We start from the raw sequence: 22159 nt of genomic DNA on the forward strand, positions 1-22159 counted from the left end.
GCCGCGGTCGCGGATTGCAGCCTGAATCTCGGCTAGTGGCGAAACCGGCAGTGTGTGTGACAGAAGGAGGAAACTATGGGCGCTATTCTTGAACTGACGAGCTATGCAGCGACCCCGGTCGGCATGATCGCGATCATCGTCATCGGCGCGGCCGCGTATTTCGCCGCCCGCTGGGTGTTCAGCGACTAAAAACAAGCTTCAGCATTCAAAACGCGGCGCGCTGGCCTTGGGCCAGCGCGCCGTTTTCGTTTGTCTGCTCGCCCGCGTTCGGCGCGCGCAAAGAGGCTTGCATCCGTGGGAGCCTGCGGTATTGTGACCTACGCTCCCACCTCTAACGGGCAGGGCGCGCCGGACCCGCCGGGCTCCAGGATTGGGGTGCGTCCAAGGCCAGTGCGGGGCGATCTCGACCAATACGCTGCGCTTCGCGCAGCGGCGGAGGCTGAATGGCTCCTACCTCTTCGATCAGGGCCGCGAATGACCACAGGGACGGCGCGCGCGCCGCTCGGCCCAATGGCGCCGACGGCGTCCGCGCGACGGCGGAGGCGGATCGTATCGACGTCGCCATCGCCGATAAGAGCCCGCTGATCCTCGCTGGGCTGGACAAGCTGCTGTCGGACGACCGCCGGTTCACACTTGTGGCGAAGCTGACGGACGGCGAAGAATTTCTCGAAGCGGCGCGTCAGCAGAAATTCACGATCGCCGTCATCGGCTGGCAATTGCCGACGCTGCACGCCCGCGACGTCTTGCGCGCGCTGTCGCGGCAAGTCGCGGCGCCCAAGATCGTCGTCTACAGCGGCACCAATGATCCTGCCGCGCCGGCCGAAACTCTGCAGCTTGGCGGCGCAGGCTTCGTCTCCAAGCGCGCGCCGCCGGAGAGGCTTCTGGATGTGTTGGCCGCGGTGGCGGCGGGCGACATGGTGTTTCCCTTCGTCGACATCCGCAAGATGCGGAGCGACCCGCTGGAAAATCTAACCCTACGGGAGCGGAGCCTGTTATCGGCGCTCGGCTCCGGCCACACCAACAGTCAGCTCGCCAAGGATTTCGGCGTCTCGATCAACACCATCAAATTCCATCTGCGCAATCTTTTCGAAAAGCTCGATGTGCGCAATCGGGCGCAGGCGATCGCGCTCTTCCTGGAGATGAAGCACGGCGCATATCCAGGCGGGGCCGGCGGGCGCAGCATGGAGCCCGCCGGGGCGTCGCGCGGAAGACGGCACCGTTCGGACTAGATCACGCTGCATTTGGGCGGAATCGCCCAAATGCAGATAAATTGATCGAGTCCAAAAGGTTAGAGCGCGCTCAACGCGAAAAACCGGTTCGCGCTTTTTCGCGAGCCGCGCTTTAGGCGCGCATGGGCGGCGCCCTCTATGGGCAATGGCCGGACTATGGCGCGGGAAACAGCGCGTCGCTTTTTCCGGTCAGCCGATAGGCGACCAGTCCCGCCCACTCATGCGCGGCGAATTCCACAAGTCCGAGCGCTTTCGTCGCGAAACGCGGGAATTCGAGCCCAGAGTCGCCGCTGGTGCGATAGTCGACCGGATAGGCGATCACGTCGAAGCCCGCCTGGCGGAACACGCCGACGGCGCGCGGCATGTGAATCGCCGAGGTGACGAGCAGCCAACGCGCGCCAGGCTTGGGGCCAAGCAGTTCGCGCGTGAAGACGGCGTTCTCGTAACTATTGCGCGAGCGGCGCTCGTAGAGAACGTCGCCCTGATCGAGTCCGATCTCACGCCAGAAACGCTGCACGGCGTCGGCTTCAGAGTAGGGCGAAGCCTGCGGCGCGGCGGAGCCGCCGGTAAAGACGAGACGCGCATTGGGATATTTGCGTTTGAGCGCGATCGGCGCGGTCAGGCGCTCGGCGGCGTCGACCAGCGTCGGACGATCGCGGCTGGCGCTCAGCCGCTCGTCGATCGTTCCGCCGAGAACGATGATGCCGTCGGGCGCCGGCATATCGTCGGGCGGCGGGGGAAAACGCGCTTCGAGCGGGCCCGCAAGGAGACCGCCGAGCGGTCCGAAGGCGATCAGCAGCAAGGCGAACGCGCTGACGGTCGAGAGCGCGCGTCCCCAAGTTTTCCAGCGCGTGAACAGCAGCGTCGCGCCGATGACGGCGAGGAAAATGAAAAAGTGGACCGGCGCCAGAACGAACGCGAAGATTTTCGAGACGATGAAGAACATCGGTTCACGCTTCTCCTCGTCGCATCATCGGCGCGCGATCCGCCGAATGCTGCCGCTTAACGGCGCCATTCCCTTCGCTGCGACCGGTCACATATTCGGATAGTTCGGTCCGCCGCCGCCTTCCGGCGGAACCCAGGTGATATTTTGCGCCGGATCCTTGATGTCGCACGTTTTGCAGTGCACGCAATTCTGCGCGTTGATCACAAAGCGCGGATCGCGGCGCGTCTCCTCATCGGCAAAGACCACCTCGTAGACGCCCGCCGGGCAATAGAGTCGCGCGGGCTCGCCGTAGATCGGGAGATTGCGCGCGATCGGAATCGCGGGATCGGCAAGCTTCAGATGAACCGGCTGATCCTCCTCGTGATTGGTGTTCGAGACGAACACCGACGACAGCTTGTCGAAGGCGACCGCGCTGGCGCGTTTCGGGTAGACGATCGGCGTGACTTCCGAGAGCGGCTTCAAGGTCTCGTAATCGGCCTTGCCGTGCTTGAGCGTGCCGAAGAAGGAAAAGCCGAACAGCTCATTCGTCCACATGTCGAGACCAAAGAGCGGCGCGCCGACATAGGTGCCGTATTTTGACCAAAGCGGCTTCACGTTGCGCACGGGCTTCAAATCGCGGCCGATCTCGGATGCGCGCCAGGCGGAGTCATAGGCGTCGACCGCGTCATGCGCGCGGCCTTCGCCGATCGCCGCCGCGATATGATCGGCGCAAAGAATGCCCGAAACAATGGCGTTGTGGGACCCTTTGATGCGCGGCACGTTCATGAAGCCCGCGGCGCAGCCGACCAGCGCGCCGCCCGGCATGACGAGCTTTGGCACGCTCTGCCACCCGCCTTCCGTCAGCGCGCGCGCGCCATAGGACAGACGTTCGCCGCCTTCGAGCGTCGGCGCGATCATCGGATGCGTCTTGAAGCGCTGAAACTCGTCGAAGGGAGAGAGCGTCGGATTTGAATAGTTGAGATGCACGACGAACCCGATCGACACGAGATCGTCGTCGAAATGATAGAGGAAAGAGCCGCCGCCAGTATCGGCCGCAAGCGGCCAGCCGAAGGAATGCTGCACAAGTCCATCCTTGTGCTTCTCCTTCGGAATGCGCCAAAGCTCCTTGAAGCCGATGCCGAATTTTTGCGGCTCGCTGTTTGCGCAAAGGTCGTATTTGGCCAGCAACTGCTTGGTGAGCGAACCGCGCGCGCCTTCGGCGAAGATCGTATATTTGCCTTTGAGTTCCATCCCGCGGGTGAAGCTGTCCTTGGGTTTGCCGTCGCGTCCCACGCCCATGTCGCCGGTCGCGACGCCGACGACTTCGCCCTTGTCGCCGTAAAGAACTTCGGCGCCGGCGAATCCGGGATAGATCTCGACGCCAAGGTTTTCCGCTTCCGACGCGAGAAAGCGCACGACATTGCCGAGCGAGCCGATGAAATTGCCGTGATTGTTCATCAGCCGCGGCATCAAAATATTAGGAATGCGAATGCTGGCTTTTTCCGACAGCAACAGGAAATGGTCCTCATGCACTTTCGTCTTCAGCGGTGCGTCGTCGCGCGTGCGCCACTCGGGCAGAAGCCGGTCAAGGCCGATTGGATCAATGACCGCGCCGGAGAGAATATGCGCGCCGGGCTCGGAGCCTTTCTCGATGACCACGACGGAGAGATCCGGCGCAACTTGCTTCAAGCGAATCGCCGCGGCGAGGCCGGCCGGGCCCGCGCCGACCACGACCACGTCATATTCCATAGATTCGCGTGGCGGCAGCTCCGTATCTTCAGCCATTTTCAATCCCTTTTGCCTTTTCTTGGAGGCATTCTAGCCTTTTTGCCGCCGCCGCGGCAAAAGGAGTTTCGCCTTGGGAGGGGCTTTTGGAGGCGCCTCGCGGCAAGGTTTCGTCGCGCGGCGGGGAAGGTGCATAATCCGGCCATGCTCGACCCGCTCTACGCCCCCGCCGCATGAAGCGTCTCGCGGTCTTCATCGCGCTGGCGCTCCTCGCCGTCGTCGTTTGGCGCGTCGCCTATCGTCCGGCGATTCTCGCCGATGTCTTTCTGGGCTATGTCGAAGGAGAGATGCTCTACATCGGCCCTTACGAGACCGAGAGGGTCGCGAGCCTCGCGGTTTCGGCCGGCGCTCAGGTCAAACAGGGCGATCCGCTGTTCACGATGTCGACGACGCTTCTCGATCGCGTGCGCGACGAGTCGTCGGCGCGCCTCGCCCAACTCGAGGCGCAAGTCGAAAATCTGCAGGCGGCGATGAATCGGCCCGAGCAGATCGCCGTTCTGCAGGCCGCGCTGGAGCGCGCCGAGGCCGCCCTCGAATTGTCCCGCGCTGATTACGAGCGGCAGCGAAAACTATACGCCAAAGGTCATGTCGCGAAGGCCGCGCTAGATCGCGCCGAAATGGCCCGAGCGCGCGATGAGGCGAGCGTGGAGGAAGCGCGCCGGCAGGTTCAGGCTTCGCGCATGGCGAGTCGCTCGCAGGAGATTGAAGCCGCTGAAGCCAGTCTGAAACAGGCGCGCGCGCAACTCGACGCGCTGAACATCCGCATCAAGCGCCAGAGCGTTGTCGCGCCCGCCGACGGCGTCGTGCAAGACATTTTTTTCCGCCCCGGCGAGATCGTCAACGCTGGTCAGCCGGTCGTTGCGCTATTGCCGCCCGATAATCGCAAGGTGCGCTTCTTCATTTCAGAGCCGGAGCTGCCGAAGATCTCGCTGGGCGAGCGGATGCGCGTCACCTGCGACGGCTGCGCCGATGATCTCTTTGGGCGCGTCAGCTATATCGCCAGCCGGCAGGAATACACGCCCCCCGTGATCTTCAGCGACAAGGAGCGCGCAAAACTCGTTTTTAAGGCCGAAGCGCGGCTCGAAGGCGCGGCGCGCGCGTTGCCCCTTGGCATGCCGGTCGCCATCGGGCCGGCGCCGGAGTCGACGGGAGCGGCGCCGTGAGCGCTGAGAGCGACATCGCGATCGATGTGCGTGGGCTCACCAAATCCTTCGGCGCCAAAAAGGTCGTCGACAATTTCACGCTGCAGGTGGCGCGCGGTCACATCCAAGGCTTTCTCGGCCCGAACGGCAGCGGCAAGACGACGACGATCCGCATGCTCTGCGGCCTGCTGACGCCCGATTCGGGCGAGGGCGAATGTCTTGGCTACGACATTCGCCGGCAGCAGGAAGAGATCAAGCGCTATGTCGGCTATATGACGCAGGGCTTTTCGCTTTATCGCGACCTCACCATTCGCGAAAATCTGGAGTTCGTCGCGCGCGTTTACGGTCTCGAAGCGCCGGAGGACGCGGCTCAAGCGGCGCTCGAGCGCCTCGGCCTCGTCGCGCGCGCCGACCAACTCGCCGGCGAGCTGTCCGGCGGCTGGAAACAGCGTCTGGCGCTTGGCGCATGCATCTTGCCTGGCCCGTCGCTGCTCCTCCTCGACGAACCGACCGCGGGGGTCGATCCGAAGGCGCGACGCGACTTCTGGGACGAGATCCATCATCTGGCGACGCAAGGCTTAACGGTGCTCGTCTCGACGCACTACATGGACGAAGCGGAGCGCTGTCACCGGATCGCCTATATCGCCAATGGGCGGCTGCTCGCTTCGGGCACGATTCCGGAGATTATCGCCGGCGCGAATCTCTCGACCTGGGTCGTGACGGGCGAAGGCCTCGATCTGCTCAGCCGCGAATTGAAACGTCAACCCGGCGTGGACATGGTTGCGCGCTTCGGCTCGGCGCTGCATGTCGGCGGCCGCGATGAGGCGGCGATGGAGCGCGTCGCGGATCGCTATAGCGCCGAAGGCGTTCATCATTGGAGACGCGACGAGCCATCGCTCGAAGACGTGTTCATTGATTTGATGACTCGCGCTGGAGCCGACCCGTGAGCACGCAGGAAGACCCGCCGAGCGTCGTCCCGCGTCCGGCGCGCCGCGGCCCGCTCGCGCAGTCCTGGCAGCGTGTCGTCGCGATGTTCGTCAAGGAATTCATTCAGCTTCGGCGCGACCGGCCGACCTTCGCGATGATCGTCGGCATTCCGCTCATTCAGCTGATGCTCTTTGGATATGCGATCAACACCGATCCCAAACATCTGCCGACCGCGGTGTTGACGGGCGACGACAGCCCGATCGCGCGCGCGTTGATCGGCGCCTTGCGCGCCACCGATTATTTCAACATCAAATATGTCGCGCGCGGCGAGGCCGACGCCGACAAATTGATCCTCTCGAACAAGGTGCAATTCGTCATTCAAATTCCGCCCGATTTCTCTCGCCAGCTCGTCCGCGGCGAAAAACCCGGGCTGCTTCTCATCGCCGACGCCACGGACCCGACGGCGACGGCGGGCGCGGTCGCCGCCGCGCTTGGCGCCGCGAATCAGGCGCTCGACCGTGAACTGACCGGACCGCTGGCGTCGCTTGCGCAGAATGCGCCGCCTTACGAGATCCGCGTGCATCGGCGCTACAATCCGGCCGGAGAGACGCGCCGCAATATCGTGCCCGGACTGATAGGCACGATTCTCACCATGACGATGCTGATGTATACGGCGATGTCGGTGACGCGGGAAATCGAGCGGGGAACGATGGAGGCGTTGCTCGCCATGCCGATACTCCCGGTCGAGATCATGCTCGGCAAGATCGCGCCCTATGTGGTCGTCGGCGCCGTGCAGATGTCGACGATCCTCATCGTCGCTTCCTTGTTGTTTCAGGTGCCGGTGGTCGGCTCGCTCTTTACGCTCACCGTGCTGACTCTGCTTTTTATCGTCGCCAATCTGTCGGTGGGCTACACTTTCTCGACGGTCGCGGTAAATCAGCTGCAGGCGATGCAGATGACCTTCTTCTTTTTTCTGCCGAGCATGCTTCTTTCGGGCTTCCTTTTTCCTTTCCACGGAATGCCGATGTGGGCGCAATATACGGGCGAGGCGCTGCCGCTCACCCATTATCTGCGCATTGTGCGCTCGGTGATGTTGAAGGGCTCTAACTTCGGCGATCTCGCCGTCGACGCCGGGGCGCTTGCGGCCTTTACGCTTGTTGCGATGAGCGTCGCGGTGATGCGTTTCCGGCAGACGCTGGACTGACGGCCCAATTTTCGGCGGCTTAACTTTGGCGCGGAGACAAACAATGTCGGACACCCAAGACGCGGAAGCGCGATTCAACTTCATCATGAAAATCGCCGCCGTCGCCGCGGTGGTGCTGACCGGCTATTACATCTGGTCCTTCTTCGTCAGCAGTCGCTACGAGGCGCTTTGCGGCGGCTCCTATTGGGAGCTCGACAAGAAACAAATCGATTCTTGCGTCGATCGCAAAAAGGAGCTCGAGAAGTAGAGCGGTTCCGCATCGCGCGTCGCCCGAGGCCCTCTAGAAAAGAAAGGCGAGGCTCTGCGCAAAAAAGCCTGCGAATAGCAACAGACCGGCGTCGCGATTTGAGCGGAACAGGCGCAGAGCGGTGATCGGCGCGACATCTTCTCGGGTCTGCGCGGTCTGCCAGGCGAGATGCGTCGCATAGGCGGCGACTCCGGCATAGGCGAACCACCCGCCGCCCGCCAGAAAAACGGCGAAAGCGGCGCATGCGGCGGACACGGCGTAGAGCGCGCCGACCGCCAATTGCACCCGCGGTCCGAACAGTCGCGCCGTGGAGCGCACGCCGACGATCGCGTCGTCACGCATGTCCTGGAGCGCGTATATCGTGTCGAAACCGATCGTCCATGAGATCGCCGCCGCATAGAGAAAAAGCGCCGGCGCGCCGAGTTCGCCCGTGCGCGCCGTCCAGCCGAGCAGCGCGCCATAGGCGAAGGCTAATCCGAGGATCGCCTGCGGCCAGGACGTGAAGCGCTTGGCGAAGGGATAAATCAACACGATCAGCGGAGATATCAGTCCAAGACCGATCGTGAGACCGTTGAACGACACAAGCACCGCGAGCCCGACGAGGCATTGCGCGACGAGGAAGCCCACCGCCGCCGCAGGCGTGACGCGCCCGCTGGCGAGCGGCCGCAGGCGCGTGCGCTCCACCTTGGCGTCGATCTCGCGATCAACGTAATCATTATAGGTCGAGCCGGCGCCGCGCATGGCGACGGCGCCAATGAAAAACAGCGTCAGATGCCAGAGGTTAGGCGCCTCCCCCAATGCGACTGAGGCGAGCGCGCTCGCTTCCCAGCAGGGAAGCAGCAGCAGCCACCAGCCGATGGGCCGATCGAGGCGCGCAAGCTGGATATAGGGCAGGAATGCTGGCGGCGCGCGGCGCAGTAACGGATGATCCGCGATGGCGTCGGGCAGCGCGGTCGCTCCCGCCGACTCGCCGCTTCGCCTTATGCTCACAGCGGTCCGGCAGGCAACTTTGGCGGCGCCATCATGCCGCCGCCGCCCCCAGCCGCCGCTTGATCGCGCATCTCTTTCATCTTCGCTGCGGCCGCGCAGGCCTGCGACGCGAAGCCCTGAGTTTTGGCGCGCGCTTCCTTGAAGCCGTCGGCGACATTGTCAGGAATGTTGCACCATTCCTTGTTCTTGGTGATGTAATTCATCATCTCGGTTTCGACGGCGACGAGACGTTTCGCCGCGGGGCAGGCGGCTTCGGGATCCATCTTGCCCTTGCCAGCCTTTCCGAGCGTGTTGAGCGCCTCGATTCCCGCCATGCGCTTCTCGGTGAGCTTCCGGAAGTCTTCCTGACAGGCTTGCTGCGCATGCGCGCCGGTAGAGGCGAGCAGCATCGCAAACAGCGAAAGTCGCGCGAGAGCGCGAGAAATATCGACAGCGCCGATGATCATGTGTCTTGGTCCGCTCATCAGGCTCGCAGCATTACCAGCAGGCTTGCCGGCGACGCAAGTTTTGGCGAACCTGCACGCAACAAAGCGGCGGCTTCATGGCGAGCGCGCCTTGCGCTCGCGTCTCCGCTTGGGAAGCCATTGTGTCAGCTTACGATTTTTCTGCGCAGCGCTTGTTCGTTCGTGACGATCTCGCGCCGGATGTCGAACTCGCGCCTTCAGCTGAGGCGTCGAACTATCTGCTCAATGTCCTGCGCATGCGGGAGGGCGCCGCGATCCATCTGTTCAATGGCCGCGACGGCGAGTTTCGCGCGACGCTCGCGAACGTCTCACGACGCTCCGCAATATTACGCGTCGGCGAGCGGCTACGCCCCCAGACCGAACGCGCCGATCTCGATTATTGTTTCGCTCCCCTAAAGCAGGCGCGGCTCGACTACATGGCGCAGAAGGCGACGGAGATGGGCACCGGCCGTCTCCTGCCGGTGATGACGCGCCGAACCCAGGTCCGCCGGCTCAACACGGGGCGGCTCGAGTCCAACGTCATCGAGGCCGCCGAGCAATGCGGCGTGCTGGCCGTGCCCGAAGTCGCAGCCGCCGTCGAACTCCCCGATTTTATAGCGCGTTGGCCGGCGCGGCGGCTCTTGGTTTTTTGCGACGAACGCGCCGCGCTCGCCAACCCCTTGGACGCGCTCGAGGGCCGTACGGCGCGAGAGGGCGTGAGCGTGCTCATTGGACCGGAAGGCGGCTTCGATGACGCCGAACGGGCCGCCATCGCCGGTCTGCCGAACGTCGCGCGCCTTTCGCTCGGACCGCGCGTGCTGCGCGCCGACACCGCCGCCGTCGCGGCTCTGGCGATCGTCCAGGCCGCGATCGGCGATTGGCGTTCTCGGACGGCCGCCGTCTAAACCAAAAATAAATAAATAGAAAATAAAGGGTAGTTCTCATGTGGCGCCGATAGGTTTCGCCCGTGGGCGTCCAAGACACGATCCTGCCACGATGTTTGGCTCTAGTTGGATTTGCAGCGCCGGAATGCGCCGCTCGAAGGCGAGGAGGTTCTCGTCGCCGCCAGCGCAATTACGGCGTATCGAGAATTGTCGGGATCGCAAGGCTCCGTCGGGATCGCAAGGCTCCGGAAATCTCGCGCGACGCGCGCGAACTTTCGGAAATGAGGCCCAAAACTCATGACCCTAGACAACATCAGCCGCCGTATCCGTCTTCTGCCGGCGGGCTTTTTCGGCGCCATCGCGCTTACGGCCATCGCCGTTTCGCCGGCGCATGCCGATAATGTCAGCCAATGCGCGCGATATGGCGCCGATTATGTCGCAGTCGCGGGGTCAAACGGTTGTGTTCGGCTCGGCGGTCACGTCCGCGTCTCTATGCCTCGCACCCCTGTCGCCCCATTGGGTTACACGGATATGCGCCGGGACGGCATGCAGCATGCCGCCGCGCGTTCCTCGCTGCCGCCGATGGCGCCCTTCGGGTTGCACGACCTCTTCCCACGCTAACCATCGCGTCGGCGCCGGCTCCAATATTATTGCGGAAGCACGCAGTCGGTGAAGGCGGCGTCGATCGACTGCCCCCACCCGCCGTAATAGGCGTCCAAGCGCCGCTGTGCCAAGGTGCGTCCGTCTTCGAGAATTGCTTCCAGCGGCGCAAGAAAAACGCTCTCATCGCGCCCTTTGGCGTCAAGGCGGGCGCGCCGGCGCAATCCGACCTTCGCCAGCGCAAGAACGTCGCGCCCGACGTCGCGCAGGCTACGGCCCTCGATTCTCGCATCGAGCGCCAGACCGGGCACATCCGCGCGTAGCGCCTGACGCGCGGCGGCGCTCCACTCCTTCGTCAGTTCGCGCGCCTGATCGAGCCCGGCGGCGTCATAGAACAGACCGGCGCAAAGCGCGGGAAGGGCGGTGAAATGGGCGCGCGGGCCTGCGTCCGCGCCACGCATTTCGAGATAGGTCTTTAACCTCACCTCCGGAAAGATCGTCGAGAGGTGATTGGCCCAGTCGGACATTGTGGCGCGCTCGCCAGGAAGTTGCTGAAGGCGGCCCTCCATCAAGTCCCGAAAGCTCGCTCCCGCCACGTCGTGATAGACGTCGCCGCGTTTGACGAAATACATCGGCACGTCGAGCGCATAGTCGACGTAGCGTTCGAAGCCGAATCCCTTCTCGAAGGCGAAGGGCAGCATGCCGGTTCGGTCGGGATCGGTGTCGAGCCAAATGTAGGACCGTTGCGACAGCCGGCCGGTCGGCTTGCCGTCGAGAAACGGCGAATTGGCGAACATCGCGGTGATGAGCGGCTGTAAAGCGAGGCCGACGCGCGTTTTTTGAACCATGTCGGCCTCGTCGACGAAGTCGAGGTTGACCTGCACGGTTGCGGTGCGAAACATCATATCGAGCCCGAGCGCGCCAACTTTCGGCATGTAGGCCTGCATGATGGCGTAGCGCTGCTTGGGCATCGTCGGCGTCTCCGAGCGGGACCACTTCGGACTGCAACCAAGATCAAGGAACCGCACGCCCAGCGCTCGCGCCACGGGCGCAAGGGCCGCGAAATGCGCGTCGAGCTCGTCATGCGTGGCGTGGACGTCGGCCAGAGGAGCCCCGGAGAGTTCGAATTGTCCGCCGGGCTCGAGCGAAATCGCGCCGCCGCCATCGGACTGATAGAGGCCGATCAGCGCGTCTCGGTCGAGGATGGGGGCCCAGCCGAGCGTGTCGCGCAGGCCTTCTAGCAGCGCCCGCACGCCGCCCTGGCCTCCGGAGCCCTCATAGGGGACCGGCGAATCGTCGGCCGCATAGAAAGGGATTTTCTCGTGCTCCGTGCCGATAAGCAACGGCGCGCCGCCGGTCTTGGAGCCAGATTCGAGCCATTCGACCAACATGTTGCGCGACGTGATCGGCGTCGTGTCGGATACGTCGCGGGCCATCTACGGGGAATTTTCCATGCTAGAGGAAGACGCGCGATTGCGGCGCGGGATGCGCCTCGCGGGTGCAGGAATCGCGCCGATGGATTGCAGGAAAGCGGGCGTTGCGCAAGCCTCCGCCCGCGCCGGCTCGCCGGGACCCGCCGAAGGGCGTCCTGGGTTAGAACTTCGCGGGCCGTCCCGAGCTTGGCGGCCAGCCCCTAGCGCTTGCCGAAGATCTGGCCGAGAATGCTTTCAAAGTCCGAGCGCGCGCCGGCGTTTTCGCCGCCGCCGCCGCGTCCGATCTGCAGCGTCTGCTTGATCTCTTCGATCGCCTGCTGAATCGACTCCTGATCCATGTCCTCGGGCAGGCCTTGAGAGCGCCCAGCGCCCGGGTCGAGGTCAAGCGGGCCGCCCATCGGTCCGCCAACAGGTCCACCCATGGGTCCACCCATGGGTCCGCCGTAGGGGTCGGGCGCGGGCCGGCGGCCGCCGCCGAGCAGCGAGCCCAGAATCGACCCCAGAAGTCCGCCAAGCAGGCCGCCGCCTCTCGTTGCGCCGCCAGTTGCGCCGCCTTGAGGCGTCGGCATCGGCGCGGGTTCGGGCTGCGAGGCCCGCCCGCCGCCGAGCATTTGCTCCAAAATGGAGCCGAGCGCGCCTGAGTTGACGAGCTGGCCGAGCACGCCGCCGAGGCCCCGGTTGCTCACATTTTTGAATAATCCGCCGATGAGCACGGAAACGAGCACCGGCAGCAATTGCGAGAGAATGTCCGGACGCAGCCCCGACTCGCGTGCCGCGACCTGCACGACTTGCCCAGCGGCCGCCGGCGAGCCGAAGAGATCTTCGAGCAGCTGTCGCGACTGGGCGAGAGAGTCCGCGTCCTGCGCGGCGCCAGGGTCCTCGAAGGCGGCCGCGCGCAGCGGGGACGCGATGTCGCCCAAGACCTTTTCGAACAGCAACGGCTGTTCGGCGGCGTTGCTCAGGCCGACTTCGAGCGCGGGGGAGAGGGCTTTGATGGCGCGGTCCATCTGTTCGTCGGAGAGGCCGAAGCGCTGAGCGAGATTGGAGACCAACTGGCCGCCTTGCGCCGACTGCAAAATCTCATCGAGATAGGACATGCGCGCAGCTCCGTTCACGCGAGCCCGAAAGGCGAGCCCGCCGTCATGGTGTCACAGTCCGGCGGTCGCGCCAATCGGCGGCGGAGCTGGAAACTTGTTGCGCCGCGCCGGCGTTAGCAACGCATGGACCGCGTTCGCCGAGGGGTCTCCCGCAGCGGATCCGCGCTGCGCCGGCGGCTTGACACCGTCGCGCATGCGCGACATTGCTTGCCGGCATTCAGCCGGGTGATCCGGATGGCCGCGATTGGCGCTTGAGCGGCTCGCCGCCTCGGCGCCGCCTCTGCCAAAGGCGCGAAGATGAACGTTCACCCCCGACCGACAAAGCCGCCGCTCAAGATTCTGCTTTGCTCGCCGCGGGGATTTTGCGCAGGCGTCGTGCGCGCGATCGACGCCGTCGAGCGGGCGCTGGCCAAGTTTGGCCCGCCCGTTTATGTGCGCCATGAGATCGTGCACAATCGCTACGTCGTCGAATCGCTTAAGGCGAAGGGCGCGATTTTCGTCGAGGAGCTCGACGAAATCCCCAATACCAACGCGCCGGTGATCTTCTCGGCGCACGGGGTCGCCAAATCAGTTTCGGCCGCAGCGGCGGGACGCGGACTCCTCGCCATCGACGCGACCTGCCCGCTCGTCACGAAGGTGCATCGAGAGGCGGAAATTCACAGGCGGCGCGGCCGCCGGGTGTTGCTCGTCGGACATTCCGGCCATCCTGAGGTCGTGGGCACCATGGGACAGCTGCCGGACGGGGCGGTGGTGCTGGTCGAATCCGTGGAGGACATTGACCGGCTCAAACTCGATGACGAATCGAATCTGGCCTATGTGACGCAAACAACGCTGTCGCTCGACGATTCCCAGGAGATCGTCAGCGCGCTGATGCGGCGCTTTCCATTGATCATTGGCCCGCACAAGGAAGACATCTGCTATGCGACCACGAACCGCCAGGCTGCGGTGAAGGAGGTCGCTCCGCATGTCGCGGCCGTGATCGTGGTCGGCTCGCCCAATTCGTCGAACTCGCAGCGGCTGCGCGAGGTGGCCGAGCGCGCTGGCGCGCCGGCGCAGCTCGTGCAGGGCCGGGGTGAGATCGACTGGGAGATTTTTGGCAACATATCGTCGCTCGGCATTACCGCCGGCGCGTCCGCGCCCGAAGTTCTGGTTGAGGAGATCATGGACGCATTCGCCGAGCGATATGACATTGTCGTCGAAACCATCTCCAGCGCCGACGAGAACGTGTCCTTCCCTCTGCCCAAGGAGCTGCGGGCGATCGCCTGAGGGCGGCCCGCAGTGAACGGTCGGCGCCCATGGCCGTCTACACGCTGGTTGACGACGAGGAGCTGATCGCTTTTCTCGCGACATATGATCTCGGGCCGCTGCTCTCCTGCAAAGGCATCGCCGAGGGCGTCGAAAATTCCAATTATTATCTCCATACCGGCGCCGGCAGCTTCATCCTCACGCTTTACGAGAAGCGCGTCGCTGAAACCGATTTGCCATTCTTCCTGAACCTCATGGAACATCTCGCGGCGCGGGGCGTGACCTGCCCGCTGCCGGTGAAGAACCGCGCCGGACTCGCGCTGGGGCGCCTCGCCGGCCGACCCGCCGTCATCGTCACTTTTCTGGACGGCTATTCGATTCACCATCCGGAAATCGCGCACTGCGCCGCGCTCGGCGCAAATCTCGCGCAACTACATCTCGCCGGCGCCGATTTCGCGCAGCGGCGCCGCAACGCGCTTTCTGTCGAGGGATGGCGGCCGCTCTTTTCGACGTGCGCGTCCCGTGCGGAAGAGGTCGCGACGGGATTGCGCGCGCTCGTCGACGCGGAGCTCGATCATCTGGAGCGGAGCTGGCCGCGGGACCTGCCGAGCGGCGTCATTCACGCCGATCTCTTCCCCGACAATGTTTTCTTTCTCGGCGAGCGCATCTCGGGGTTGATCGACTTTTATTTCGCCTGCACCGACTCCTACGCCTACGATCTGGCGATCTGCCTGAACGCCTGGTGCTTTGACGCCGAGCATCGCTATCAGCCGGACAAGGGCGCCGCGCTGCTCGACGCCTATCAGCGGATTCGGCCGCTCTCCTGCGCCGAGATCGACGCCTTTCCCATGCTCGCGCGCGGCGCCGCGCTGCGTTTTCTGCTCACCCGCTACGTCGATTGGCTCAACGTGCCGCCGGGCGCGCTGGTGCGTCCCAAGGATCCGCGCGAATATCTCGCCAAGCTCCGGTTTCACCAGTCCGCCGCCGATGCGCGCGTCTACGGAGTCGGTTCATGACGCTCGGCGTCGAGATCTGGACCGACGGCGCCTGCTCGGGCAATCCGGGGCCGGGCGGCTGGGGCGCGATTCTCCGCTTTGGCGATCGCGAACGAGAGATCAACGGCGGCGAGCCGCTCACCACCAACAACCGCATGGAGTTGATGGCGGCGATCATGGCGCTTGAAACTCTCACGCGTCCTTGCGCGGTCGATCTGCATACCGATTCGCAATATTTGCGCGGCGGGATCACCTCATGGATCGCCGGCTGGAAAGCGCGCAGCTGGCGCACCGCCGACCGAAAGCCGGTCAAGAACGTCGATCTGTGGCAAAGGCTGGAAGCGGCGGCGGAGCGGCATGACGTCGACTGGCATTGGGTCAAAGGCCATTCGGGCCATGACATGAACGAGCGCGCCGACGAACTGGCGCGCGCCGGCATGGCGCCTTTCCTCCCCGGCAGGCCGCCTGCAAGCGCGCGCTTTTCATCAAGATAGCCTTGTCGAAGAGCGGGCGAAGCCTATCTCACAGTCGACCAGGACTCTTCTTCGCCTTTGGGGAGCGCGGCGCGGCCGCGTTCCCCATTTTTGTTTGCCATCATATTGACACGTCGCCGCGCAAAACGAGCATGTGCGGTTGAGTTAAGCGCGTCTTTGCTGATTCTCTCTTCGATGGAGGGCAAGACGTCGATGCACCTTCCCAAAAAATGGTGGATTGGACTGCCGGTCCTTTTTGGACTGGCCTATTTTGCGCAAGGCGCGTTGGCGCCTCGTCTAGAGGACGATCTGCGCGCTGCGATCTTGTTGCGAGTCGCACAGTCGCCTGACGCAATCGACAGGCCGGAGGTCCGCGTCTCGGGCCGTGACGTCGTCCTCGCTGGCATTTCGCTGTCGCCTGATGTCAAAGCTCAGCTTTTGACGGCGCTGGGCGTTGAAACGCCAGCGCGGCGCATCATGGACGCGACGCAGGCTCTCTCGCGCGCAACGCCCTTCGTGCTGCGACTCGAACGCCGCGGCGGCAAGGCGATGATCTCGGGCAACGTCCCTCCCACGGGCGCGCGCGAAAAGCTGCGCGCGGAGATCGCCGCCTTAGGCCTGGAAGTGTCGGACTCCGCCGCCTACGCCGACGGCGCGCCGAAATCCTTCCCCGATCTCGCGTCCTTCGCCGTGCGTCGCCTCGCCGAACTCGATCCCGCGACGACGACGATGACCGACGCGAGTCTGGCTGTTTCCGGCGAAGCGCGCAGCGCGGCCGATTACGACAAGGCGCTCGCCGCGCTCAAGGCGTCGCCGTTTGAGAGCGCGGTAAAAGTGGACGTGTCGCCGCCGCGTGTTTCTCCCTACGTGTTTTCCGCGGCGGCGCGCGACGGCGTCATCAGCCTCTCCGGCCACCTGCCGAGCGACGATCTGCGCAAACAGGTCATCGCTATGGCGGCCACCGTGGGCGCCGGCGCCGCTGTCAGCGACGCGACCGAGCTTGGCGCCGGCGCGCCCGCCGGAGACTTCGCCGGAGCGCTTGCGTTCGCGGTGGGCGAACTCGGCAAGTTGTCGCAAGGCAAAGTCGCCGTATCCGATGGCAAGATCATCATTGAAGGGCAGGGGCGCCAGAACATATTGGGCGAGACGATCCGGGCCGATGCGAAAGCGCGGTTGCCTTCAGGATTTGAGATCGCGCGGCTCGACGTCATGGCGGGTCCGATGACGCCATATGTTTTCAGCGCCCAGCGCGCCGGCGGAGACGTTACGCTCTCCGGCTATGCGCCGGATGAGGCCGTCCGTAATCGCCTCGTCGAAACCGCGCGCAGGAATTTCTTCGACGCGAAAGTCGTTGACCGGCTCATGATCGCGAAAGGCGCGCCGCAAAACTTCGCGGACGCCACGGATCGTTCCCTGGCCGCATTGGCGCGGCTCGACGAAGGCAAGCTCGCGATCAGCGACTCGACTATCTCGCTCGCGGGCGTCGCGCGTCATCAGAGCGCACGCGCCGAGATCGCGGCGAGCTTCGCCGATGCGCTGCCGCAGAGTTTCCGCGGCGAGGCGCAGCTCTCGACACGCATCGTCGGCTCGCCGCTTGTTGCAAGCCAATGTGGCGCGGCGCTCTCCGAGCTTCTCGCCAAATCGCCAATCGTCTTTGCGTCCGACGATTCGGCGATCGCCGCTGAATCCGCGCCTCTCGTCGATGCGATCGCTGCGACGGCGCTGCGCTGCCCGGGCGCCACTCTCGAGATCGCATCGCACACCGACAACGTCGGCATTGCCGAAGTGAATCTGGGGCGCAGCAAGCGTCGCGCACAGGCGGTCGTCGAACGCCTGGCGAAGGCCGGACTCGACCCGTTCAGAATAAGCGCCGTCGGCTACGGCGGCGAGCGCCCAATCGCTTCCAATGACAGCGACGAAAATCGCGCGCGCAATCGCCGCGTCGAAATCGTCGTCAAGTAGCGCCAGAGAAGGAGACGGCTCATGTCCTACTTGCTGACGCTTGGTTGGCCTTGGTTCGCCGCTGCCTGTGCGCTTGGCGCGCTTGCCGGCTATGTGACGACCTCGCGGGCGAAGGACGCCCCTGCGGCGCCCGGCTGGAACCTTATCGCGATCGCCGTGACGCTTGGCGCCGGCGCAGCCGCCTCCTGGCTGGGGCTCCTCGACGGGCGCGCCGCGCTGATGATGGAGGTGTCGCTGATCGCGATGCTCGCTTATCTCGTCGGTCTGCCGGTTGGCGCCGCGCTCAAGACGACCAAGGCCGCGCCCGCTTATGTCGGCAAGCGGCCGATTGTTGTATTGCGCGGCGCGACGCGCGACGTTTACGAATCGACTGTCGCGCCGTCGACCGAACCGCAAGATGAGCAAGATGAGCAAGATGAGATTGTCGCGATTGCGCAGTCAGCGACGCCGACGAGCGTTGAGCCGGCGCTAGAGACCGCGGCTTCAGCCGTCAAGGCGCTGAATGAAAAAGCCGCGCAAATGCGCGCGCCGGGCGGCAAGATGGCGCCGGGCGCACCGCCTGCCGCGCTTCCCGCGCCACGCGACGGCGCGGCGGACGATCTTGCAAAAATCAAGGGCGTCGGACCAAAGAGCGTCGAGAAGCTGCACGCGCTCGGCGTTTTCCATTATGATCAGATCGCCGGCTGGAGCGACGACAACATCAAATGGATCGAGGCGTCGATCGGCGCGGCGGGACGGGTGAAGCGCAACGGATGGATCGCGCAGGCGCAAGCGCTAAGCGGCGGCGCCTCGGCTGATCGCAAGGCCGACGCGGCATAGGTTGGCAGAGGGACGAGTTCGTGCGTATGCGTATGGGTCTGAGCTTCGTCCTCATCTGCGTCGCGTCATTGTCTGCCCAAGACCTCCGCGCGCAGGACATGCTGCAAGGCGTCGATCTTGCGCAGCCGGCTTATTCCAAGGCTGAACTGACGCGCGCCGACATCGAAGCGGCGCTGCTGCATCGCAAGAGCGGACATAAGATCGATCTTTCGGAAAAAAGCCTCAACGGGCTCGATCTTTCCGGGCTCGATCTGCACGGCGTCGATTTCCGCGCGGCCCGCATGAACAAGACATCGCTCGCCGGCGCGCGGCTCGACGACGCGATCCTCGATCAGGCCTGGCTGATCGAAGCCGACCTCACCGGCGCATCGCTGAAGGGTGCGCACGCCTTCGCTGCGCAAATGCAGCGTATGCGGGCCGACCGCGCGGACTTCGCGCATGCGCGTCTCGCCGGCGATTTGACCGGCGCATCGGCGCGCGGCGCCAATTTCAGCGAGGCGGATCTCTCCGCCGACATGAAGAACCAGTCGATGGGATTGATGCGCGCGGTGCTGCGCTCGGCCGCGCTCGAAGGCGCTCGTTTTCACAAGGCCAATCTCGCGAGCGCCGACTTGCGCTTCGCGCGCGCCGCAGGCGCGGATTTTTCCGAGGCGAATCTGAAGGGCGCCGACGCCGCCGGCGCGGATTTGACTGGCGTAAACTGGACCGGCGCCACGACTGACGGTCTTGATCTCGATTCCGCGCAGATCGACGCCGCCGCCGGGAGCGCGCTCGCAGGCGCGCAAAACATCGATCGCGCCCGCGTGAAATGACGCGCGACGTTATCCGCATCGGCGTTGATCTCGGCGGCACCAAGATCGAGGCGATCGCGCTCGACGCCGCGGGCGAGACGCTGGCGCGCCGCCGCGTCGCGACGCCCGCCGACGATTATGCGGCGATCATCGAAGCCGTCGCGACAATCGTACGTGAGATCGAATCCCATATCGGGCGGCGCGGCGTCGTGGGCGTCGGCGCGCCTGGCGCGATCTCAACGCATACCGGCCTCGTGAAAAACTCCAACACGGCCGTCGTCAACGGCAAGCCGCTCGACGTCGATCTCGCGCGGGCGCTTCGACGCCCGGTGCGGGTCGCCAATGACGCCAATTGTTTCGCGCTGTCGGAGGCGATTGACGGCGCCGGCCGCGGCGCCGGCGTGGTGTTCGGCGTCATTCTTGGCACCGGCGTCGGCGGCGGCGTCATCGTCAATGGAAAGATCCTCGAGGGGCGCAATCGCGTCGCCGGCGAATGGGGCCATACGCCGCTGCCGTGGATGACTCCGCAGGAATATCCAGGGAGCCCCTGCTTTTGCGGGCACAGCGGCTGTATCGAGACGTTTCTTTGCGGCGCCGGCCTTTCGCGCGACTATGAGAAGCGCTCCGGCGAGCGCCGCCTTGCGGCCGAAATCGCCGCGCTGGCGGATGGTGGCGAGCCCGCCGCGCGCGCAAGCCTCGATTGCTATCAGGACCGTCTGGCGCGGGCGTTGGCGGTGGTCGTCGATCTCATCGATCCTGACGTCATCGTGCTCGGCGGCGGGCTTTCCAACATCTCGCGCCTCTATGAGGGGCTCGCGGCGCGCGTGGGGAAGAACGCCGTCACCGACGCCTTTGATACGAAAATCCTGCCGAATGCGCATGGCGATTCGGGCGGCGTGCGCGGCGCCGCCTGGCTATGGGGCGCCGGCGAGGCCGACCAATGAGTTGCACATTTGGAGGCCGCCGCGGCGCGCCTCGTGTGCAGCTTGCGCCGGCGCCGTTCCCTCCGGCCTCGCGCCGGTGTATGCCGAAGCAATCGCGGCGGTTGCGGCGAGCGTGAGGGGGAGTTTGCGATGGGCGCCGCCGGAGATCGGCAGAATCACGGGAAGAAGCCGTGGGCCCATTTGGCTTTTCTCGCCTCGGGCGCGCCGGAGGCGGAGGACTCGCGCCAGCGCCTCATTGAAAAATACGGCGACTGCCCGCCTGAGGAGGCCGATTGCATCGTCGCGCTCGGGGGCGACGGCCTCATGCTTCGCACGCTGCATCGGTTCATGGACGCCGGCAAGCCGATCTACGGCATGAATCGCGGCTCTGTCGGCTTTCTGATGAACCAATATCGCGAGACAGGGCTGCGCAAGCGGATCGCCGAGGCCAAGCCATCGATCATTCACCCCTTGCTGATGCACGCCGTCAATGTGCGCGGCGACGAGTTTTCGGCGCACGCCATCAACGAGGTGTCGCTGTTGCGCCAGACCTCGCAGATCGCGAAGCTGCGCATTCTGGTCAACGGCCAGGAGCGCCTGCCGGAACTCGTCACCGACGGCGTGCTGGTGTCGACGCCCGCCGGCTCCACCGCCTACAATCTTTCCGCCAATGGTCCGATCCTGCCGCTCGATGCGCCGCTGATGGCCCTGACGCCGATCTCCGCATTCCGCCCGCGCCGCTGGCATGGCGCTCTGCTGCCCGACCTCGCAAAGGTGCGGATCGAGGTCCTCGAAGCGGCGAAGCGGCCGGTCTCTGTCGTCGCCGATCATGACGAATTCCGCGACCTTGCTTATGTGGACGTTGTGATGGACCACGCCACCACTCTGATCCTGCTCCATGATGCGGGCCATTCGCTGGAAGAGCGAATCCTCCGCGAGCAGTTCGGATACTAAGGACAATGACTGAATCCGCGATCAAACCCTTCCGCCGCCACGTCTTCGTCTGCGTCAACACGCGCGACGGACGATCCGCCTGCGAGGACCACGGCGCCAAGGAGGCGCTGGCGAAGGTGAAGGAAGCGCTCAAGGCGCTGCCCTTCGCCAAGCGCGACGGCGTGCGCCTGTCGCAGTCGGGCTGCCTCGGCCAATGCGAGCACGGCCCTGTCGCGGTCGTCTATCCTGGCGGGAAATGGATCAGCTATTCGTCGGCCGACGAGTTGATCCGCTTCGTGCTGGAGGCGATTGAGGCACCGGACTGATCAGCGGCCCCGCTGAGCGTGCTAGAAGGGATCCGACGTCTCCCGCAACAAGCCCCAATCGCATGCGCTCCTGTTTGATCCTTGAGTCCGACGCCAGCGATGAGGAACTCGCGGCGGCGTTCGATTGCGGCGCCGATGCGCTTTTGTTGCGGCTTGGCCCCTGTGCGGAGGACGCTGCGCGGCGCAGCGCCCGCGCCTGCGCGCTGATCAATGAGGCGCGAGGCAAGAGCGCGGCGCCGAAGCTCTTCGTGGAGTTGGCCTCTCTCGACAGCGAACTCATCGAGGCCGACCTCGACGCGCTGTTCGGCCCGGGACCGGACGGCGTCTTTCTTCCCTCCTGCGACGGCGCCGCGAGCCTGCTGCGCATGTCGGTGAAGCTCGCCGTGCGCGAGGCGCAAGCGGGCCTCGCCGACGGCGCGACCAGGATCGGCGCCTTCGCCGGCGGCGATCCCGCCGCCGTGTTGGCGTTGCGTTCCCTCGCCGGCGCGTCGCCGCGTCTCGCGGCGCTGGCCTTCGACGACGCTGGGCTGCGCGCGGCGCTGGGCCTCGCCTGCGGCGACGGCGCCGCTGCTCAAATGGCGCGGGCGGCCGTCGTTCTGGCGGCGGCGTCGGCCGGCGTGTCGGCGCTTGCTGCGCCCGTGCAAACCGGAGAGGAGAATGCCTATGCGGCGGCGCGCCGCGACGGTTTTCAGGGGGCGATGGCGCTTTTTCCCGGACAGATCGCGGCCATCCACGAGGTCTTCCCGGCGGGCGAGAATCGACAAAGACCGCAATCGTCGGCATAGA

At 65.0% G+C, this 22159-nt stretch carries 23 protein-coding genes; 17 read left to right on the forward strand and 6 right to left on the reverse strand.

The annotated features are described in order from the left end of the window. Positions 1 to 443: 443 nt before the first annotated feature. On the forward strand, positions 444 to 1229 hold the full coding sequence (locus IYW40_RS20515; protein ID WP_175092766.1) for a response regulator transcription factor: 786 nt from the start codon (positions 444 to 446) through the stop codon (positions 1227 to 1229). Between the two features lie 154 nt (positions 1230 to 1383). Here IYW40_RS20515 and IYW40_RS20520 read toward each other — a convergent pair whose 3' ends face one another. Further along, positions 1384 to 2175, reverse strand: a complete 792-nt coding sequence (locus IYW40_RS20520; protein ID WP_196402062.1) for a YdcF family protein — start codon at positions 2173 to 2175, stop codon at positions 1384 to 1386. Between the two features lie 87 nt (positions 2176 to 2262). Then, positions 2263 to 3939, reverse strand: a complete 1677-nt coding sequence (locus tag IYW40_RS20525; RefSeq protein ID WP_196402063.1) for an electron transfer flavoprotein-ubiquinone oxidoreductase — start codon at positions 3937 to 3939, stop codon at positions 2263 to 2265. 173 nt (positions 3940 to 4112) lie between these two features. Here IYW40_RS20525 and IYW40_RS20530 point away from each other — a divergent pair, with 173 nt between their 5' ends. The 4 genes from IYW40_RS20530 (at position 4113) to IYW40_RS20545 (ending at position 7459) form a co-directional block, all read left to right on the forward strand. Next, positions 4113 to 5102 (forward strand): HlyD family efflux transporter periplasmic adaptor subunit, encoded by a 990-nt coding sequence (locus tag IYW40_RS20530; RefSeq protein ID WP_196402064.1) that lies wholly within the window; start codon positions 4113 to 4115, stop codon positions 5100 to 5102. Further along, a complete protein-coding gene (locus tag IYW40_RS20535) occupies positions 5099 to 6028 on the forward strand; it encodes an ABC transporter ATP-binding protein (protein ID WP_196402065.1) in 930 nt (309 codons plus the stop codon). Before IYW40_RS20530 ends, IYW40_RS20535 begins: the two co-directional genes overlap by 4 nt. Before the next feature lie 83 nt (positions 6029 to 6111). Then, a complete protein-coding gene (locus IYW40_RS20540; protein WP_196402242.1) occupies positions 6112 to 7212 on the forward strand; it encodes an ABC transporter permease in 1101 nt (366 codons plus the stop codon). Positions 7213 to 7255: 43 nt separating this feature from the next. Then, on the forward strand, positions 7256 to 7459 hold the full coding sequence (locus IYW40_RS20545) for a hypothetical protein (protein WP_123175821.1): 204 nt from the start codon (positions 7256 to 7258) through the stop codon (positions 7457 to 7459). Between the two features lie 33 nt (positions 7460 to 7492). On the opposite strand, the gene ubiA is transcribed toward IYW40_RS20545, so the two are convergent. Both ubiA and IYW40_RS20555 read right to left on the reverse strand, forming a co-directional pair. Beyond that, positions 7493 to 8449, reverse strand: coding sequence for a 4-hydroxybenzoate octaprenyltransferase (gene ubiA, locus IYW40_RS20550; RefSeq protein ID WP_196402066.1), 957 nt, complete (start codon positions 8447 to 8449; stop codon positions 7493 to 7495). Further along, the gene (locus IYW40_RS20555; RefSeq protein WP_196402067.1) at positions 8446 to 8895 is read right to left on the reverse strand and encodes a hypothetical protein; all 450 of its coding nucleotides are present in this window, start codon (positions 8893 to 8895) and stop codon (positions 8446 to 8448) included. The genes ubiA and IYW40_RS20555 overlap by 4 nt, the downstream gene beginning before the upstream one ends. A 140-nt stretch (positions 8896 to 9035) precedes the next feature. Here IYW40_RS20555 and IYW40_RS20560 point away from each other — a divergent pair, with 140 nt between their 5' ends. Next, positions 9036 to 9797, forward strand: a complete 762-nt coding sequence (locus IYW40_RS20560) for a 16S rRNA (uracil(1498)-N(3))-methyltransferase (RefSeq protein WP_196402068.1) — start codon at positions 9036 to 9038, stop codon at positions 9795 to 9797. A 276-nt stretch (positions 9798 to 10073) separates the two neighbouring features. Then, entirely contained in the window at positions 10074 to 10397 is a 324-nt protein-coding gene (locus IYW40_RS20565; protein WP_196402069.1) for a hypothetical protein, read from the forward strand. A gap of 26 nt (positions 10398 to 10423) precedes the next feature. Here IYW40_RS20565 and IYW40_RS20570 read toward each other — a convergent pair whose 3' ends face one another. Continuing rightward, positions 10424 to 11812, reverse strand: a complete 1389-nt coding sequence (locus IYW40_RS20570) for a glutamate--cysteine ligase (RefSeq protein ID WP_196402070.1) — start codon at positions 11810 to 11812, stop codon at positions 10424 to 10426. A gap of 197 nt (positions 11813 to 12009) precedes the next feature. Then, positions 12010 to 12906 carry a DUF937 domain-containing protein gene (locus IYW40_RS20575; RefSeq protein ID WP_196402071.1) on the reverse strand — a complete coding sequence of 299 codons (897 nt, stop codon included), beginning with the start codon at positions 12904 to 12906 and terminating at the stop codon, positions 12010 to 12012. Between the two features lie 297 nt (positions 12907 to 13203). Between IYW40_RS20575 and ispH the strand changes: the two genes are divergently transcribed. The 10 genes from ispH (at position 13204) to IYW40_RS20625 (ending at position 22158) form a co-directional block, all read left to right on the forward strand. Continuing rightward, positions 13204 to 14172: a 4-hydroxy-3-methylbut-2-enyl diphosphate reductase gene (gene ispH / locus IYW40_RS20580; protein WP_196402072.1), complete on the forward strand. Its 969-nt coding sequence runs from the start codon at positions 13204 to 13206 to the stop codon at positions 14170 to 14172. Positions 14173 to 14201: 29 nt separating this feature from the next. Continuing rightward, positions 14202 to 15167 (forward strand): homoserine kinase, encoded by a 966-nt coding sequence (thrB, locus tag IYW40_RS20585; RefSeq protein ID WP_196402073.1) that lies wholly within the window; start codon positions 14202 to 14204, stop codon positions 15165 to 15167. Then, positions 15164 to 15640, forward strand: a complete 477-nt coding sequence (rnhA, locus tag IYW40_RS20590) for a ribonuclease HI (RefSeq protein ID WP_196402074.1) — start codon at positions 15164 to 15166, stop codon at positions 15638 to 15640. Before thrB ends, rnhA begins: the two co-directional genes overlap by 4 nt. A 192-nt stretch (positions 15641 to 15832) precedes the next feature. Further along, positions 15833 to 17581 (forward strand): OmpA family protein, encoded by a 1749-nt coding sequence (locus tag IYW40_RS20595; protein ID WP_246720937.1) that lies wholly within the window; start codon positions 15833 to 15835, stop codon positions 17579 to 17581. Positions 17582 to 17602: 21 nt separating this feature from the next. After that, positions 17603 to 18400: a hypothetical protein gene (locus IYW40_RS20600; RefSeq protein WP_196402075.1), complete on the forward strand. Its 798-nt coding sequence runs from the start codon at positions 17603 to 17605 to the stop codon at positions 18398 to 18400. A 32-nt stretch (positions 18401 to 18432) separates the two neighbouring features. Continuing rightward, positions 18433 to 19212, forward strand: coding sequence for a pentapeptide repeat-containing protein (locus tag IYW40_RS20605; RefSeq protein ID WP_196402244.1), 780 nt, complete (start codon positions 18433 to 18435; stop codon positions 19210 to 19212). Next, positions 19209 to 20135, forward strand: coding sequence for an ROK family protein (locus tag IYW40_RS20610; protein ID WP_196402076.1), 927 nt, complete (start codon positions 19209 to 19211; stop codon positions 20133 to 20135). The genes IYW40_RS20605 and IYW40_RS20610 overlap by 4 nt, the downstream gene beginning before the upstream one ends. Positions 20136 to 20264: 129 nt before the next feature. Further along, positions 20265 to 21068 (forward strand): NAD kinase, encoded by an 804-nt coding sequence (locus IYW40_RS20615; RefSeq protein ID WP_196402077.1) that lies wholly within the window; start codon positions 20265 to 20267, stop codon positions 21066 to 21068. Between the two features lie 5 nt (positions 21069 to 21073). Next, complete coding sequence (locus IYW40_RS20620; protein ID WP_029650194.1) at positions 21074 to 21373, forward strand: (2Fe-2S) ferredoxin domain-containing protein; 300 nt, start codon at positions 21074 to 21076, stop codon at positions 21371 to 21373. A 74-nt stretch (positions 21374 to 21447) separates the two neighbouring features. After that, complete coding sequence (locus IYW40_RS20625) at positions 21448 to 22158, forward strand: aldolase/citrate lyase family protein (RefSeq protein ID WP_246720939.1); 711 nt, start codon at positions 21448 to 21450, stop codon at positions 22156 to 22158. The last annotated feature ends 1 nt before the right edge of the window (position 22159 follow it).

The sequence above is a fragment of the Methylocystis sp. H4A genome (assembly GCF_015709545.1).
Taxonomy (GTDB): domain Bacteria; phylum Pseudomonadota; class Alphaproteobacteria; order Rhizobiales; family Beijerinckiaceae; genus Methylocystis; species Methylocystis silviterrae.

Coding starts and splice junctions, on each gene's coding strand:
- IYW40_RS20530 (WP_196402064.1), top strand. CDS start 4,113: ATGAAGCGTCTCGCGGTCTTCATCGCGCTGGCGCTCCTCGCCGTCGTC.
- IYW40_RS20515 (WP_175092766.1), top strand. CDS start 444: ATGGCTCCTACCTCTTCGATCAGGGCCGCGAATGACCACAGGGACGGC.
- IYW40_RS20595 (WP_246720937.1), top strand. CDS start 15,833: ATGCACCTTCCCAAAAAATGGTGGATTGGACTGCCGGTCCTTTTTGGA.
- IYW40_RS20540 (WP_196402242.1), top strand. CDS start 6,112: ATGTTCGTCAAGGAATTCATTCAGCTTCGGCGCGACCGGCCGACCTTC.
- IYW40_RS20600 (WP_196402075.1), top strand. CDS start 17,603: ATGTCCTACTTGCTGACGCTTGGTTGGCCTTGGTTCGCCGCTGCCTGT.
- IYW40_RS20605 (WP_196402244.1), top strand. CDS start 18,433: ATGGGTCTGAGCTTCGTCCTCATCTGCGTCGCGTCATTGTCTGCCCAA.
- IYW40_RS20525 (WP_196402063.1), bottom strand. CDS start 3,939: ATGGCTGAAGATACGGAGCTGCCGCCACGCGAATCTATGGAATATGAC.
- IYW40_RS20575 (WP_196402071.1), bottom strand. CDS start 12,906: ATGTCCTATCTCGATGAGATTTTGCAGTCGGCGCAAGGCGGCCAGTTG.
- IYW40_RS20620 (WP_029650194.1), top strand. CDS start 21,074: ATGACTGAATCCGCGATCAAACCCTTCCGCCGCCACGTCTTCGTCTGC.
- IYW40_RS20555 (WP_196402067.1), bottom strand. CDS start 8,895: ATGATCATCGGCGCTGTCGATATTTCTCGCGCTCTCGCGCGACTTTCG.
- IYW40_RS20545 (WP_123175821.1), top strand. CDS start 7,256: ATGTCGGACACCCAAGACGCGGAAGCGCGATTCAACTTCATCATGAAA.
- IYW40_RS20615 (WP_196402077.1), top strand. CDS start 20,265: ATGGGCGCCGCCGGAGATCGGCAGAATCACGGGAAGAAGCCGTGGGCC.
- IYW40_RS20610 (WP_196402076.1), top strand. CDS start 19,209: ATGACGCGCGACGTTATCCGCATCGGCGTTGATCTCGGCGGCACCAAG.
- rnhA (WP_196402074.1), top strand. CDS start 15,164: ATGACGCTCGGCGTCGAGATCTGGACCGACGGCGCCTGCTCGGGCAAT.
- thrB (WP_196402073.1), top strand. CDS start 14,202: ATGGCCGTCTACACGCTGGTTGACGACGAGGAGCTGATCGCTTTTCTC.
- IYW40_RS20570 (WP_196402070.1), bottom strand. CDS start 11,812: ATGGCCCGCGACGTATCCGACACGACGCCGATCACGTCGCGCAACATG.
- IYW40_RS20565 (WP_196402069.1), top strand. CDS start 10,074: ATGACCCTAGACAACATCAGCCGCCGTATCCGTCTTCTGCCGGCGGGC.
- IYW40_RS20520 (WP_196402062.1), bottom strand. CDS start 2,175: ATGTTCTTCATCGTCTCGAAAATCTTCGCGTTCGTTCTGGCGCCGGTC.
- ispH (WP_196402072.1), top strand. CDS start 13,204: ATGAACGTTCACCCCCGACCGACAAAGCCGCCGCTCAAGATTCTGCTT.